The sequence below is a fragment of the Cohnella thermotolerans DSM 17683 genome (assembly GCF_000429825.1).
Lineage (GTDB): Bacteria > Bacillota > Bacilli > Paenibacillales > Paenibacillaceae > Cohnella > Cohnella thermotolerans.
The window spans coordinates 22,046-36,981 of record NZ_AUCP01000001.1; the positions used below are offsets into that span (position 1 = coordinate 22,046).

15 protein-coding genes and 1 pseudogene are annotated in these 14,936 nt (G+C 58.3%); 5 read left to right on the top strand and 11 right to left on the bottom strand.

Translation table 11 applies throughout. From position 1 onward, the window contains the following. Position 1: 1 nt before the first annotated feature. The 4 genes from proC to mtnB are packed head-to-tail and all read left to right on the top strand — an operon-like array spanning position 2 to position 3,558. The gene (gene proC, locus G485_RS0100075) at positions 2 to 877 is read left to right on the top strand and encodes a pyrroline-5-carboxylate reductase (protein WP_027090809.1); all 876 of its coding nucleotides are present in this window, start codon (positions 2 to 4) and stop codon (positions 875 to 877) included. Between the two features lie 40 nt (positions 878 to 917). Beyond that, on the top strand, positions 918 to 2,165 hold the full coding sequence (locus G485_RS0100080; protein WP_035154276.1) for a 2,3-diketo-5-methylthiopentyl-1-phosphate enolase: 1,248 nt from the start codon (positions 918 to 920) through the stop codon (positions 2,163 to 2,165). Continuing rightward, positions 2,162 to 2,905, top strand: a complete 744-nt coding sequence (locus G485_RS24615) for a 2-hydroxy-3-keto-5-methylthiopentenyl-1-phosphate phosphatase (protein ID WP_240489032.1) — start codon at positions 2,162 to 2,164, stop codon at positions 2,903 to 2,905. The genes G485_RS0100080 and G485_RS24615 overlap by 4 nt, the downstream gene beginning before the upstream one ends. Beyond that, complete coding sequence (gene mtnB, locus G485_RS0100090; protein ID WP_027090811.1) at positions 2,902 to 3,558, top strand: methylthioribulose 1-phosphate dehydratase; 657 nt, start codon at positions 2,902 to 2,904, stop codon at positions 3,556 to 3,558. Before G485_RS24615 ends, mtnB begins: the two co-directional genes overlap by 4 nt. Positions 3,559 to 3,642: 84 nt before the next feature. On the opposite strand, the gene G485_RS0100095 is transcribed toward mtnB, so the two are convergent. The 6 genes and pseudogenes from G485_RS0100095 to rfbF form a co-directional block, all read right to left on the bottom strand. Then, entirely contained in the window at positions 3,643 to 3,822 is a 180-nt protein-coding gene (locus G485_RS0100095; protein WP_027090812.1) for a hypothetical protein, read from the bottom strand. A 51-nt stretch (positions 3,823 to 3,873) separates the two neighbouring features. After that, positions 3,874 to 4,923, bottom strand: coding sequence for a hypothetical protein (locus G485_RS24620; RefSeq protein ID WP_051317915.1), 1,050 nt, complete (start codon positions 4,921 to 4,923; stop codon positions 3,874 to 3,876). 17 nt (positions 4,924 to 4,940) lie between these two features. After that, positions 4,941 to 5,876, bottom strand: coding sequence for a hypothetical protein (locus tag G485_RS0100105; RefSeq protein WP_027090813.1), 936 nt, complete (start codon positions 5,874 to 5,876; stop codon positions 4,941 to 4,943). A gap of 18 nt (positions 5,877 to 5,894) precedes the next feature. Continuing rightward, on the bottom strand, positions 5,895 to 6,800 hold the full coding sequence (locus tag G485_RS0100110; protein WP_169732276.1) for an NAD-dependent epimerase/dehydratase family protein: 906 nt from the start codon (positions 6,798 to 6,800) through the stop codon (positions 5,895 to 5,897). A 17-nt stretch (positions 6,801 to 6,817) separates the two neighbouring features. Next, a complete protein-coding gene (rfbG, locus tag G485_RS0100115) occupies positions 6,818 to 7,906 on the bottom strand; it encodes a CDP-glucose 4,6-dehydratase (RefSeq protein ID WP_027090815.1) in 1,089 nt (362 codons plus the stop codon). Then, a pseudogene (rfbF, locus tag G485_RS24625) lies at positions 7,899 to 8,579 on the bottom strand (glucose-1-phosphate cytidylyltransferase); the annotation flags it as partial. The gene rfbG and the pseudogene rfbF, both read right to left, overlap by 8 nt. 2 nt (positions 8,580 to 8,581) lie before the next feature. On the opposite strand from rfbF, the gene G485_RS24630 reads away from it, so the two are divergent. Beyond that, positions 8,582 to 9,025 (top strand): class I SAM-dependent methyltransferase, encoded by a 444-nt coding sequence (locus G485_RS24630; RefSeq protein ID WP_051317917.1) that lies wholly within the window; start codon positions 8,582 to 8,584, stop codon positions 9,023 to 9,025. A 298-nt stretch (positions 9,026 to 9,323) separates the two neighbouring features. On the opposite strand, the gene dut is transcribed toward G485_RS24630, so the two are convergent. From dut to rpsO, 5 genes are all read right to left on the bottom strand, one after another. Next, a complete protein-coding gene (dut, locus tag G485_RS0100135) occupies positions 9,324 to 9,767 on the bottom strand; it encodes a dUTP diphosphatase (protein WP_027090816.1) in 444 nt (147 codons plus the stop codon). Beyond that, positions 9,730 to 11,010 (bottom strand): M16 family metallopeptidase, encoded by a 1,281-nt coding sequence (locus G485_RS0100140; protein ID WP_027090817.1) that lies wholly within the window; start codon positions 11,008 to 11,010, stop codon positions 9,730 to 9,732. Before G485_RS0100140 ends, dut begins: the two co-directional genes overlap by 38 nt. A gap of 103 nt (positions 11,011 to 11,113) precedes the next feature. Beyond that, the gene (locus G485_RS0100145; protein ID WP_027090818.1) at positions 11,114 to 12,106 is read right to left on the bottom strand and encodes a polysaccharide deacetylase family protein; all 993 of its coding nucleotides are present in this window, start codon (positions 12,104 to 12,106) and stop codon (positions 11,114 to 11,116) included. A gap of 208 nt (positions 12,107 to 12,314) precedes the next feature. Beyond that, positions 12,315 to 14,414 carry a polyribonucleotide nucleotidyltransferase gene (gene pnp / locus G485_RS0100150; RefSeq protein ID WP_027090819.1) on the bottom strand — a complete coding sequence of 700 codons (2,100 nt, stop codon included), beginning with the start codon at positions 14,412 to 14,414 and terminating at the stop codon, positions 12,315 to 12,317. A 191-nt stretch (positions 14,415 to 14,605) separates the two neighbouring features. After that, positions 14,606 to 14,875 (bottom strand): 30S ribosomal protein S15, encoded by a 270-nt coding sequence (gene rpsO / locus G485_RS0100155; protein ID WP_027090820.1) that lies wholly within the window; start codon positions 14,873 to 14,875, stop codon positions 14,606 to 14,608. Between the last annotated feature and the right edge of the window lie 61 nt (positions 14,876 to 14,936).

The window sequence follows — 14,936 nt, forward strand, 5'->3', positions numbered from 1 at the left end:
CATGACAAACATGAACGCCGCTTCCCCGCTGGGGAACGTCAAAATTTGCTTTTACGGCGCCGGCTCGATGGCCGAAGCGATCGTGCGCGGGCTGACGGAGACGCGCGCCGCCGCGCCCGAGTCGATCACCGTGACGAATCGCCAAAACGCCGACCGGCTGCGGGAGCTCCAGGACCGGTACGGCGTCGTACCCGCGCTTGAGCCCGAAGCGCGCCAGCAGGCGCTGGCCGGCGCCGACGTCATCGTGCTCGGCATGAAGCCGAAGGACGCGGTCGAAGCGCTGCTGTCCCTCAAGCCGCTGCTGCGCCCCGAGCAAATTCTCGTCTCGCTCATCGCGGGCCTCTCGATCGATACGATGGAGCGGCTCATCGGACGCAAGCAGCCGATCGTCCGCACGATGCCGAACACGTCCAGCACGATCGGCCTCGGCGCTACGGGCCTCAGCTTCTCCGAGGCGCTCTCGCCGGAAGGCCGCTCGCTCGGCCTCGCCATGTTCGACGCCGTCGGCATGACGGCAGTCGTCGAGGAACGGCTCCTGGAGACCGTCACGGCGGTCTCCGGCAGCGGCCCCGCTTACATCTATTACATGATGGAAGCGATGATCCAGGCCGGCGTCGCCCAGGGCCTGACGCGGGAAGCCGCGCACGCGCTCACCGTCCAGACGGTGCGCGGCGCGGCCGAGATGGCGCGGCTGACGGGCGAAGCGCCCGCCGAGCTGCGCCGCAAAGTGACGTCGCCGAACGGCACGACCCAGGCGGCGATCGACACGTTGGAGCGTCTGGGCTTCGCCGATGCGGTCCGTCAGGCGATGAACCGCTGCGCGGAGCGGGCCGGCGAGCTCGGCCGGGCGATCGCCGACGAAGCGCTCACCCGCTAGGCGGAAAGGGCAACGATCGAAACGAAAGAAGGTTATGACGATGATCAACCGTCCGAACGGACAAGCCTACACCACCGCGACGTACCGCCTCTTTGACGACAAGGCGGACTTCCACAAAAAAGCCGAAGGCATCGCCGTCGGCCTGACCGTCGGCAGCTGGACCGACCTCCCCGAGGTCGCCAAACGGCAAATGGAGAAGCATCTCGGCCAAGTGGTGTCGGTCGAGGCGCACGAGCCGGAAGGCGCCGCCCCGGGCGAGCGCTATGCCGATATTACGATCGCCTACCCGGACCTGAACTTCAGCCGGGACCTGCCAGCGCTGCTCGTCACCGTCTTCGGCAAGCTGTCGATGGACGGCCGCATCAAGCTGCTCGACCTGAATCCGTCCGCCGACTTCCTGCAAGCGTTCAGCGGCCCCCGCTTCGGCATTGCCGGCGTTCGCGGCTTGCTGGGCGTACACGATCGGCCTTTGCTGATGAGCATCTTCAAATCGGTTATCGGCTACGATCTCGACGGCTTGCGCGAGCAATTCCTTCAGCAGGCGCTCGGAGGCGTCGATCTGATCAAGGACGATGAGATTCTGTTCGAAAATCCGCTCACGCCGCTGGAAAAACGCGTCGAGACATGCATCGGCGCGGCGCGCCAGGCGGAACGGGAAACCGGGCAAAAGCTCATCTACTTCACCAACCTGACCGGCCCGACGTCGAAGCTTCGCGAGAACGCGCGCCGGGCCATCGACGCGGGCGCGAACGGCCTTCTGTTCAACGTGCTCGCTTACGGCTTCGATGCGCTCGCGGAGCTGGCGAACGATTCGTCGATCGACGTGCCGATCGCCGCGCATCCGGCGATGGCGGGCGCGTTCTATCCGTCGCCCTACCACGGCATCGCCGCCCCGCTGCTGCTCGGCAAGCTCACGCGGATCGCGGGCGCGGATCTGTCGCTGTTCCCCTCCCCTTACGGCTCGGTCGTCATGCCGAAGGAAGAGAATCTCGCGGTTCAAGCCGCGCTCGTGGACAAAGCCTTGCCGCTGCGCGAGGCGTTCCCCGTGCCGTCCGCCGGCATTCACCCCGGCCTTGTGCCGCTCATTCTCCGCGACTTCGGCGGCGACGTCGTCGTGAACGCGGGAGGCGGCGTGCACGGCCATCCGCTCGGCGCGGCAGCCGGAGGCCGGGCGTTCCGGCAAGCGATCGCCGCCGTTCTCGCCGGTCAAGATCTGACGGCATACGCGGCGGCCGGTCATGAAGAGCTCAAGCTCGCCATCGAGCGCTGGGGGGTTCGCCAGGCATGACAAGCATGACGGGCACGAACAGCGCGAACGGCAACAGAGAAAGCCTAAACGCCAACAACGGCGCGGCAAATGGAAGCCGCAAGCCTCCCGTTCTCTTTTGCGACTTCGACGGCACGATTACGCTCAGCGACAACATCGTAGCCGTCATGAAGCATTTCAATCCCGAAGGATGGGAACCGATCGTCCGCGACATCGTCGAGCTTAAAAAATCGGTGCGCCAAGGCGTCGGCGAGATGTTTGCGCTGCTCCCCTCTTCCATGAAGCAGGAAATGACCGACTATATTTTGCGTACGGCGGGCATACGCGACGGATTTCCGGAGCTGCTGGACTGGTGCAAAAAGAACGGCGTCGAATTTTTCGTCACGAGCGGTGGCATCGACTTTTTCGTTTACCCGCTGCTGGCTCCGTTCGACATTCCGCGAGACCATATTTTCTGCAACGGCAGCGACTTCAGCGGGGAGCGCATCCGCATCACCTGGCCCCATGCGTGCGACGAGCACTGCAGCAACGACTGCGGCATGTGCAAAACGGCCGTCATCCGGCGCTTCCCGCAGGACCGGTACACCCGTATTCTGATCGGAGACAGCGTCACCGACTTCGCCGGCGCCAAGCTGGTCGATCTCGTCTTCTCCCGCTCGCATCTGACCGAGAGATGCCGCGAGCTCGGCTTGCCGCACATCCCGTTCGAGACGTTCCACGACGTCGTTCATCATCTGGAGCAAGGAGACTGGAATTCATGAGCGATCAACCTAGCAACCCGATTCTGTTGGAGGAAAAGCAGCGCATCTACCGGGAGCTCGGCATCGTCAAAGCCGATTTCGCTTCCCGCGGCTGGTTCCCGGGTACAAGCGGCAACCTGTCGATGCGCGTCGGCGACTATTCGCCGGACCGCTTCACGTTCGCCGTAACGGCCAGCGGCAAGGACAAGGCCGCCTCCACGCCGGAAGATTTCCTGCTCGTCGATCAGGAGGGCAAGCCTTGCGAGCCGACCCGGCTCAAGCCGTCGGCGGAGACGCTCATCCACTGCGAAATTTACCGCCGGACGGGCTGCGGCGCCATTTTCCACATTCATTCCGTATACAACTGCCTCGTGTCCGAGCTGTTCTGGGATCGCCGCGCCGTGCCGGTAGAGGGCGTCGAGCTGATCAAGGCGTTCAACATTTGGGACGAGGACGCCGTCATCGACGTGCCGATCGTCCCCAATTACGCCGACATTCCGCGCATCGTGCCGGAGGTGACGGACAAGCTCGATCCTCGCGTTCCCGGCATTTTGCTGCGCAAGCACGGCATTTACGCCTGGGGCCGCGACGCTTTCGAAGCGCGCAAGCATTTGGAGGCGTTCGAATTCCTGTTCGAGTACGTGTACCGCCTGCAGCTCGTCCGCGGCCGATAATCCAGAGAGGGAGAAGCCGATCCGGCTTCTCCCTCTTCGTTGGCCAACCTCTCGCCCGCTACTTCATCCGACTGGCCGGTTGTCTTACAGTCCCGTGTACGGCACTATCCATTTCACCCAATAATACAAACCGAACAGCGTAAACAGCAGCGTCGGCGGAATGACCAGCACCGTCAAGCGCAAGTAGTCCTTCCGCTCGACTTTAACGCGGTGCGTGCGAACCAAATGGAACGTTTGTTCCATCCAGTCCAGCAGCACGGTCATTTCCCATCGCACCGTTTCACTGATTTTGTCCGTTTCGGTTCCATCCTTGTTTTATACAAACGCCGCGTTGGACTGGGCAAAAGGATTCGTAAACTTGTCGAGCAATTCCGGATTTTCTTTGCACTTGAGGCGCGCTTCCATGCTGATGCCTTCCCCGCTATGAAAGAAATCGTAAGTCCACGGCAAATCGACCAGCGAACTTCGCCCCATTTCCTCCCATTCGTTTACATATTCGTCCCTTAAATGGAATAGCGGGTGTTTCCGGTCCGGAAACCAGTCGCTGATCACGCGTTCGAAAAAGATGTTGATCCCCGAAAAATGAATCAGGCGCAGCGGCTTATCCTTCACTCTGTAAACGCCGCCGATCACGTTCAACAGCTTCCGTTCGCTTTCGTGCAAGTTCCAGCCGGCCAAATTGTAGCCCGGATGCTTGAGGATGTACACGTCAAAATAGGCGGGGGCCAGATTTAACCATTTTTGATCCACAAACATGCCCTGCTTTTCGTCGATGTAGCAGTAACGTTCCAGTCGGCTTGTCATCCAGCGAAGAAACTTGTCGCTGTCTTCCGATCTTTTGAGAGCAAAACAGCCACCGTTGAAGGTGCCGTCTTTCAGGAAATGCTCCCAGGGGTCGGGATCCACCCGGTGCGGGGTGAGCACGAGCGCATGTTTGTCCAGAGCTTCCGAGATTTCTTCGAACGGTCCATAAACTTTCATGTCCGAATCCAGATACACAAATTTATCTTCATCTTTGTAATGATTCATGGCATAAATCATCGTGTGATACTTCATGATGCAGGAAGCTTCCAACGCGTTGTGTTTGAACATCAGCTTGTGAAAATTGGGGATGCCCAAATCTTTGGCCAACACCACTTCGTCAAAATATTGAAAATCCTTGGTGGCGTTGGACATCCGCAGGTCGGAAAGCCATGCCTCCGGCGTGCGCGGGAGCGGACGGTTCGCGCCCGACTCAAACATTTTCAAATCCGTTTCAATCAGGCAGGCAATGATTCGCGCATGCGGCATGTGAACCTTGGAGGACCGCGCCATGACTTTTGCCTTGTATAAGTGGTCCGCGCAAGTCGTCGTGATCATGATCATCGGTTTGCATTTCTCCTTTACCCGTGATTTTGCATAATGCGTTTGTTGGATTCCGCGAAAAGATCCGGGTACTGATCGAAGTCGTCCGGGTTGGTTCGATAAAGGTGCCGGGTCACCTGGGCGATCTTTTCGCCGCTGTGAAAATAGTCGTAGCTCCAGGGCTCGTTGGAAAGGTCCTGATCGCCGTTCTCGTCGTTTTCGGACCGCCAGCTTTCCCACTCGGCAAAGTTGAAGATGCATAGCTGATTCCCTTGAACGTGGCAAGTGCCATCGTTGGACATCGTCATCCGCTCATGAAAATTCCAAGCCGCGACGTTATAGCCGGGATGTTTCAAGACGTGCAAATCGAAAGCGGCCATAGCCAGATTTAAAAACCGCTTATCCCAATATCTCCCGTTGTATGGATCCTCGTAAGAACGGCTCAGCCGTTCCGCGAACCATTCGACGAACCGGAGCGCGTCATCCGTTCTTCGGATGCCCAGAATGCCGCCGTGAAAGGTGCCTTCGTTCAACAACTCCACTTCCCGGATGACATGCCGGATATCGGAGGGCAGCAACTGGTGCGGCGTGATCACAATGGAGTGCTCCTTCAGCGCGTCGAACAACTCGGAACACGGACTGAACACTTTCATTTCGGAATCCAGGTAAAGGAATTCGTCCTCTTTCCGGTAAAGCCTCAGGATCAAGTCTTTCAACAATTGTCCTTTCACGGCACATATGGCTTCCATGGCGTTGTATTTGAAAATGAGCCGTTCAAAGGGAGGCCAGTCGTAACCCAGATCTTTCGCCAGCAAAACCCTGTCAAAAGCCGTGCAATTTTGGGCCGCCGGATGGACCGATTGCTCGACCAGGCATACGACGACCGTGCTTCCCGCCAAATGCCGCTTTACCGACTCGGCCATAATTCTCGCTTTCGGAATTTGGGCGGCAGTGATCACGGTGCAAACGATCATGTGCGGTTTTCTCTCCTTTTAGGAATGGATTAACTTTCGAATGCCTTCTTCCAGCGTCGTTTTTGCGACCCAGCCGGGCAACGGCTTCCCTTGATCCCACAGGATCATGGCTTCCCTTTCGCGGTAAGGACGGGCTCCCCATTGGATGGGCAGCTTGCGGCCGGATACCGTTTCGTACGTTTTGGCCAAATCTTTCAGCTTGATCGGCGTCCCGGAAGACACCGCGTAAACTTCGCTTTTTTCCGCGCGCCCGGAAAAAAACCGCTCCGCGCTGACTTCATAAGCGTCGATGATGTCGTCGATGTAAAGGATATCGATATATTGCTCGCCGGGAGACATGGCCAGCGGTTTGTTTTCTTTGGCCGACCGGTGCAGCAGATTCAGAATTTTGGGCCGCGGGTCGTCAGGGCCGTAATTGTCGAACAATTTCAAGGTGATCACTTGCAGGGGCGTCGCTTCGGTATAGTAGGTCAAAATATCTTCAAACGCCTGCTTCGTTGCCGCATAAAGGCAGCTTGGGCTGTACGGCTTGTTTTCGAAATGTTGGGAATACGTGCCGGTATTGATGAGGCGGAAGGCTTCATGACGGATCATGGCTTCGGCAAGCTGCGCCCCAAAAATGACGTTGCTTTGCATCATCGGCACAATATCGGAAGGTTCATAGCGGACGGACGAAAATGCGGCCAGATGAAACACGATGTCGGGCCTCGCCGCCTTCACGATGTCGAACATCCCTTCCGTTGAACCGTCATGACGATGGACGGTCACGCGATCTTCGAACTTGCGGATGGACGCCAGATTCGACGGATGCCGCACGAGGACATGCACGCACCAACCATTGTCAACCAAACGCCGTGCCAGATGCGAGCCGACAAAACCGGTGGCTCCGGTCACCAATGCCCTGCGGGGTTCCTTCCGGTTCAAAGACATTCTCTCTCCCTTCATGCTGTTGGACTGTTGAATTCTTCCAGTTGCTTGAAGCAAACCGCCCGAATATCCTGTTGTTCTTTATAGGCGAACGTCCATTCCACCACCTTTTCAATCCGCTGCCGAATGTTCCACCGCGGATGCCAGCCCAGTTCCATCTTGGCCTTGGAATTGTCCAGCTTCAGATAATGATCCTCATGCAGATGCGGGGTATGATCGATCTCGTACGCCGCGCCGTCTCCCCACAGCGCGCACATCTGTTCCACCACCCATTCGACGTGCTTCGCGTCGATATCGTCCGGACCGAAGTTCCAGGCTTGCGCAAACTGCGGACCGGTTTCGTAGAGTTGTTGCGCCAGCAGCAAATATCCGCTCAGCGGTTCCAGCACGTGTTGCCAGGGGCGGATCGATTGGGGGTTGCGCAGCTTGATGACGTCCTTGTTAAGCAGCGCCCTTACGCAATCCGGGATCAAACGATGCTGCGCCCAGTCCCCGCCGCCGATGACATTCCCCGCTCTCGCGGAAGCGAGCGCCACCCCGTGGACGTCGTATTGATGCGGATGAAAAAAAGAATTGCGGTAAGACGCGGTGACGAGTTCCGAGCAGGCCTTGCTGTTGGAGTACGGGTCGAATCCGCCCAGCACATCCTGTTCGCGGTAGCCCCAGACCCAGTTTTTGTTGTCGTAGCATTTGTCGGTCGTCACATTGACCACCGCTTTGATCGTTTTTCCGTTTTGTACGGCGGATCGGACCGATTCCAGCAAATGCACCGTTCCCATCACGTTCGTCTGGTACGTTTCAACGGGGAACTGGTAGGAATGCTTGACCAACGGCTGCGCGGCCATATGAATCACGATTTCCGGATCGGCGGCGAACAGGGCGGCGCGCAATCGCTCGTAATCCCGGACGTCTCCGATGTTCGAATGAACCATTTCATCCAAATGACATAATTCGTACAAATTCGGCGTCGTTTCCGGCGTCCGCGCATAGCCCGTCACCTTGGCGCCGAGCGAAACGAGCCAAAGCGACAGCCAGGAGCCTTTGAACCCCGTATGCCCCGTCAAAAAGACGCGTTTGTTCTTCCAGAATTCACGATCAATCATGCCCTTCACTCCAGTTCCATGGCGCTCTACCCGTCTTCCAAATTTCCTCCAAAAAGTTTTTGTCGCGCAACGTGTCCATCGGATGCCAAAAGCCGGTATGCTTGTAGGCGACCAGTTGCCCGTCCCGGGCAAGCCGAATCAAAGGTTCGTTTTCCAGCACCGTCTGATCGTTTTCGATATATTTGAAGACTTCGGGCTGCATAACGAAAAATCCGCCATTGATCCACCCGCCGTCGCCCGACTGTTTTTCCTTGAACTCCAGGACCCGGTTGTGCTCCGCTATTTCCAGAACGCCGAATCGACCGGCGGGCTGAACGGCGGTCACCGTCGCCAGTTTCCCGTGCCGCTTGTGAAATTCGAGCAGCTCCAGAATGTCAATCGAGCCCACGCCGTCTCCATATGTCAGCATGAACGTCTCGTTGCCGACATATTTCTGGACTCTCTTCAGCCGGCCGCCCGTCATCGTGTTCAGGCCCGTATTGACCAGCGTCACCTTCCAGGGTTCCGCGGATTGGCGGAGAATCATCATTTCGTTTTTTTTCGTAAAATCGAACGTCACTTCCGATTCGGACAAATAGTAATTTGCAAAATATTCCTTGATTTTGAAGCCTTTGTATCCCAAACAGATCACAAAATCGTTAAATCCAAAGTGAGAATAAATTTTCATGAGATGCCGTGATTTGCAGCCACGTGCTCGAGCATGTTCCGGATGACCGGAAGGCGATGCGGGAACTGTACCGGGTCATGAAACGGGGCGGCTGGGGAATCATGCAGGTTCCGATTGCCCTCAGCCTGCAAACCACGAAGGAAGATCCGAGGGTCATCGCTCCCTCTCATCGCCTCCGGGTATTCGGTCAGGAAGATCACGTGAGATTGTACGCCAAAGAAGATTATGTGCAAAGACTGGAATCGGTCGGATTTGCGGTCAAGCAGATCGAGTTGGGGCAAGCCTACAAGAAAGCGGACATTTTCAAATACGGGTTGTCGCCCAAAGACGTTCTCTACGTTGCAATGAAACCGGGCCCCTCCCATTCACGGAAAGGCGATGAAGGCGTTGCCCGCGGATTGAAGAACATGTCCTGGGTGAATCATCTGTGGAAGAAGTTCCGGCGGAAATAAAACGCGGATGAAGCGGGGACAAGGGCCAAACCGCGGTCTCGGTTCACGGAAAAAACCGATCATTGGGATCGGGCAGCCTGTTGAAAAACCTCAACAGGCTATTTCTTATGAAAATCTTCGTTGACGGATCAGATGAAAACCGTCATCCTCGGCATGGCGATGACCGAAAGCCGAAATGGCATCCGCTGTTCGAGGATTTTGCCGCCACGGAAAAAAATCGCCTCTTCGTCGAACGGAAGCGACTCCGTTGCTTCGAAGAAGCGATGGACAAGTTGGATAAGGACCAAACGGTCTTGTCTTATTTGCCGGTATGGCCGAAGCCGCCTTCCCCGCGAACCGTCTCGGGCAGCTCGGTCACTTCCTCCAGCGTCACTTGCGGAACCCGCTGGAACACCATTTGCGCAATGCGCTCGCCGCGTTCGATCGTGAACGGCTCCTGCCCCAGGTTAATGAGCAGCACCTTCACTTCGCCGCGGTAGTCCGCGTCGATCGTGCCCGGCGAATTCAGGCACGTAATGCCGTGCTTGTAGGCGAGGCCGCTGCGCGGCCGAATTTGCGCCTCCAGCTCGCGCGGCATCGCCATCGCGAACCCTGTCGGCACAAGCGCCCGTTCGCCCGGCGACAACGTCAGCGGCTCCCGAACCGCCGCATGAAGATCGAAACCGGCCGCCCATTCGGACATCATCTTCGGCAGCGAGATGTCCTCATTCCCCGGCAGCCGCTTGAACTGAACTGGATACAACAAACTCCCTCCCCAATCCGGACAACACTTTCTCGTGCGAGCCGACGACCGCGATCGCGCAAGGTTCCTTCATGATGCGGTCGATCATCTCGTTCACGTCTTCCATGCGGACCGAATCGATCCGCTCCAGCATCTCATCCAGCGTAAAATGGCGGCCGAGCATCAGCTCGTTCTTGCCCAGCCGGTTCATCCGGCTGCTCGTGCTCTCCAGACTAAGAATGAGATTGCCTTTGAGCTGCTCCTTGCCGCGTTGAATTTCCGCCTCGGTGAGCCCCTTGTCCCGGATCTCGGCGAGCATCTCAAGCGTCAGGTCGTAAACGTCCTGCGTCTGCTTCGGAGCCGTTCCGGCGTAAACGGTAAACAGCCCGCTGTCCGCATAGGACGTATGGTAGGAATAAACGGAATACGCCAGCCCCCGCTTCTCCCGAATTTCCTGGAACAGCCGGGAGCTCATGCCGCCGCCGATCGTGTTATTCAGCAGAATCATCGCGTACATGTTCGGATCGTCGATGGAGCAGCCCGGGAACGTCAGGCACAGGTGATTCTGCTCCGTCTTCTTCTTGTGGAACTTCGCTCCGGAGCGGAACGTCGGCGCCGTGAGCCGCATGTCGTTGCCGGTGACGTCGAAGCGTCCGAAATGCTTCTCAAGCAGTTCCAGCACCTCTTCCCCGACGTTGCCCGCCAGGCTGACGACGGTGTTCGCGACCGAATAGCGTTCGGACATGTACTTCCGCAAATCGTCCGGTCCCATGGCGTTCAAGCGCTCGGCCGTGCCGAGAATGGAATAGGCGAGCGGATGGTCGCCCATCGCGGCGCGGGAGGCGAGATCGTGCACCGTGTCGTCCGGCGTGTCCTCGTACATGGCAATCTCTTCTAGAATGACGTTCTTCTCCTTCGCGAGCTCCTCTTCGGCGAACAGCGATTCGAAGAACATGTCGGAGAGGACGTCCACGGCGATCGGCAAGTGCTGGTCCAGCACTTTCGCGTAGTAGCACGTATACTCCTTGGAGGTGAACGCGTTGACGTTGCCTCCGATGCCGTCGAACCGGTCGGCGATCTCCTTCGCGGAATGGCGCTTCGTCCCTTTGAACAGCATATGTTCGATAAAGTGGGAGATTCCGTTGTTCTCAGGCGTCTCATAGCGGGAACCGGTCTTCACCCAGATGCCGAACGATACCGAACGACTGGTCGGAATCGATTCGATCACCACGCGCAAACCGTTTTTCAATGTATACTTCTTCACCCGATTTCCCCCTAAAGATCAATAGTAACACTATATCAAATATCGACAACCGTCTCAACCGCTCGCGATGGAACATCGAACCGGCCTTCTCCCGCAGTCCCGCTTACTTTCCGGCGTCCCGGTCCAGGCGTTCTGCGGACAGCGTCTCCGCAACGGTTCCGGGCACGAGCCCTTTCGCGCGGATAGCGCGGATGATCCCCGGGAGGGCGTCCTTCGTCGTTGGCGTCGGATGCATCAGAATCAACGTTCCGGCCTGCGCCCGCGCGGACACTTTGGCGACGACGCCGGAAGCGGGGGGATTCTTCCAGTCGATCGTATCCAGCGTCCACAGAACGGTCTTCAGTCCGTATTCCGAAGCGATCTCGACCGTCTTCTCGTTGAAGTCGCCCGAAGGGGGCGCAAACCACCGGTTGCTGACGCCCAGCTTCGTCTTGAGCAAGCTTTCCGTCTTCGCAATCTCGTCCCGCTGGCGGGCCGGGCTAAGCCGGCTCATATCCGGATGGGAGTAAGCGTGATTGGACGCTTCATGGCCTTTGCGGACGATCTCCTGAGCCAGCGCCCCGTTTTTGGACAACCAGCTGCCGTCAAAAAAGAAGGTCGCATGCACCTTCTCCTTCTCGAGCGTATCCAGGATGGAAGGCAAGTACTCGTTGCCCCACGCGACGTTGATCATAAGCCCGACCATCGGTTTGTTCGGATTGCCCCGGTAGATCGGCGACGGGCCCAGGTCGTCCAGCCCGACTTTCGGCCGAAGCACCTTGTATACCCACGGGAACGCGTCCGGATCGCCGCCGGCCTTCACCCCGAGCGCTCGCGCTTGTCCATACGTGGCTTCCACGTCGACTTCGCGCCCGTTATATCCCGGTATCGCCTTCCAGACATTGTCGATGACGGCGTTCTGCGGCTCGATGCGGCGATTGGGCGCCTCCGCGCGAATCCACTCCAGCAGGTCTTGCCGTCCGTCGACCCGGAACGCGATGGCCGCCGTGCTTCGGCTTTTGACCTCCTGAACGTACGCCTGCAGCGGACCGTAACGGCCGGCCGCGAGCAAGGCGGCCAGGCAAACCAGCATCGCCGCCAGCCGGGCGGGCGACATCGATCTCATCGGTTTTCCTTCACCTCCGCAGCCCGAGCCCCGATTCTCCCGAGTCGTCGGACATGCCCGATAACAGCCTCGCCTCCATCCTATGCCAAAATCGCTTCGATTATGTACAAGTCCCGGCGGCCGGACGGCCGTGCGGGCATGAAAAAAGAGACTGACGAAATCGGTCTCTTTTGGGATTGCTATCGTTTTGCAGCCTGCGTTACTTTACGGTCTCCTCCGCGCCGAGCAGCACTTTGCGGGACAAATTGATGCGGCCCATGGCGTCGATCTCGGTCACTTTGACCTGGATTTTATCGCCGATGCTGACGACGTCCTCCACCTTCGCCACCCGCTCGTTCGCAAGCTGCGAGATGTGCACGAGTCCGTCTTTGCCCGGCAAAATTTCCACGAACGCGCCGAACTTCTCGATCCGCTTGACGGTGCCGAGGTAAATCTCGCCGACGACGACCTCGCGGACGATGCCTTCGATGATGGAGCGCGCCTTCTCGTTCGCCGCCGCGTCCGCGGATGCGATATACACCATGCCGTCCTGCTCGATGTCGATCTTGACGCCGGTCTCTTCGATGATCTTGTTGATGACTTTGCCGCCGGAGCCGATGACGTCGCGGATTTTATCCGGATGGATGCGCATCGTGACAATTTTCGGCGCGTACGGGCTAAGCTCCTTGCGGGGCTCCTTGATCACTTCGAGCATTTTTTCGAGGATGAACAACCGTCCTTCGCGGGCTTGCTCCAGCGCTTGCGTCAGAATCGGGCGGTCGATGCCGTCGATCTTGATGTCCATCTGGATCGCGGTAACGCCTTTGGCCGTACCGGCTACTTTGAAATCCATGTCGCCGAGATGGTCTTCCATCCCTTGAATGTCGGTCAGAATGGAGAAATGCTCCCCGTCCTTGATGAGGCCCATGGCGACGCCGGCAACCGGCGCTTTGATCGGAACGCCCGCATCCATCATGGCCAGCGTGCTGGCGCAAATGCTCGCCTGGGACGTCGAGCCGTTCGATTCGAGCACTTCGGAGACGAGACGAATCGTGTACGGGAATTCCTCTTCCGACGGAATGACCTTCAGCAGCGCGCGTTCGCCGAGCGCTCCGTGTCCGATCTCGCGGCGTCCGGGCGCGCGCAGCGGGCGGGCTTCCCCGACGGAGAACGGCGGGAAGTTGTAATGGTGCATGAACCGCTTCGATTCCTCAAGCCCGATGCCGTCGAGAATTTGCACGTCGCCAAGCGCGCCGAGCGTACATACGCTGAGCGCCTGCGTCTGGCCGCGGGTGAACAAGCCGGAACCGTGCGTGCGCGGCAGAAGCGAGACGTCGGCGGAGATCGGCCGAATCTCGTTGAGCTTCCGTCCGTCCGGGCGCACCTTCTCGTGCGTGATCAGGCGGCGGACTTCGTTCTTGACGATGTCGTACAGCACTTCCTTGACATCGGCAAGCTTCTCGGGCGTCTCGGCGTACACGGCGGCGAAATGCTCGACCGTCTCGTCGTTGATCGCGTCGATCGCTTCCTGGCGGGCATGCTTCTCGGCGATGCGCACGGCTTCCACGAGGCGGTCTTTGGCGTACGCGTTCACGTCCGCTTCCACCGCGGGGTCGACCGCGTGCAGCGTCACTTCCATTTTCGGCTGGCCGCATACTTCTACCAGTTTGTCGATCGTATCGACGATTTTTTTGATCTCTTCATGACCGAACATAATCGCTTCGAGCATGTCGGCTTCCGGCACTTCGTCGGCTTCGGCCTCGACCATCATGATGGCGTCGCGCGTTCCGGCGACGACGACGTACATGTCGCTCTTCTCTTCCTCGGCAACGGTCGGGTTGATAATGAACTTGCCGTCGACCCGGCCGACGATAACGCCGCCGATCGGACCGTTAAACGGCACGTTCGAGATGGACAGGGCGGCGGAAGTGCCGATCATGGCGGCAATCTCCGGCGAGCAGTCCTGATCGACGCTCATGACCAGATTGACGATCTGCACGTCGTTGCGGAAGCCTTCCGGGAATAACGGCCGGATCGGGCGGTCGGTCAAGCGGCTGGCGAGTATCGCCTTCTCGCTCGGACGTCCTTCCCGTTTGATGAAGCCGCCGGGAATTTTGCCTACGGCGTACAGCCTTTCCTCATAGTTGACCGTCAGCGGGAAAAAATCGAGGTCCTTCGGTCCCGGCGATGCCGTGACGGTGGACAAGACGACGGTGTCCCCGTAACGAACGACGACGGCACCGTTGGCCTGCTTGGCGAGGCGTCCGGTCTCCAGTGCGAACGGACGGCCGCCGAGCAGCATTTCAACGCGATGTTCCATGAGAATCCCTCCTCTATGTAGACTTATGTAAGTTCGACACTCTTTCCATTATTTCCTGCCTGCGAACTACTTAGGCACGCATAAATGGCGCGGTTCGAAACAAAAACTCCGTTTATCAAGGAAAAAGCAACCCGGCGTCGGTCGGGATCGTTCCCGTGCGACAGGACCAGGTTGCTTCTCGCGACAACGAATTAACGGCGCAAGCCGAGCTTCTCGATCAGAGCGCTGTAGCGTTGAACGTCCTTCTTCTTCAGGTATGCCAACAGCTTGCGGCGTTGGCCGACCATCTTGAGCAGACCGCGGCGGGAATGGTGATCCTTCTTGTGTTCCCGCAGGTGGGCCGTCAAGTTGTTGACGTTCTCCGTCAGGATAGCAATTTGGACTTCCGGAGATCCGGTATCCGTAGGGTGCGTCTTGTGAAGTTCGATCAGTTCTTGTTTGCGTTCTTGCGTCAATGCCATCCTTGTTCACCTCCTTAATCAATTAATCGCCGTTAGCCTCGCCGCCGCCGGTGAGCGCGGT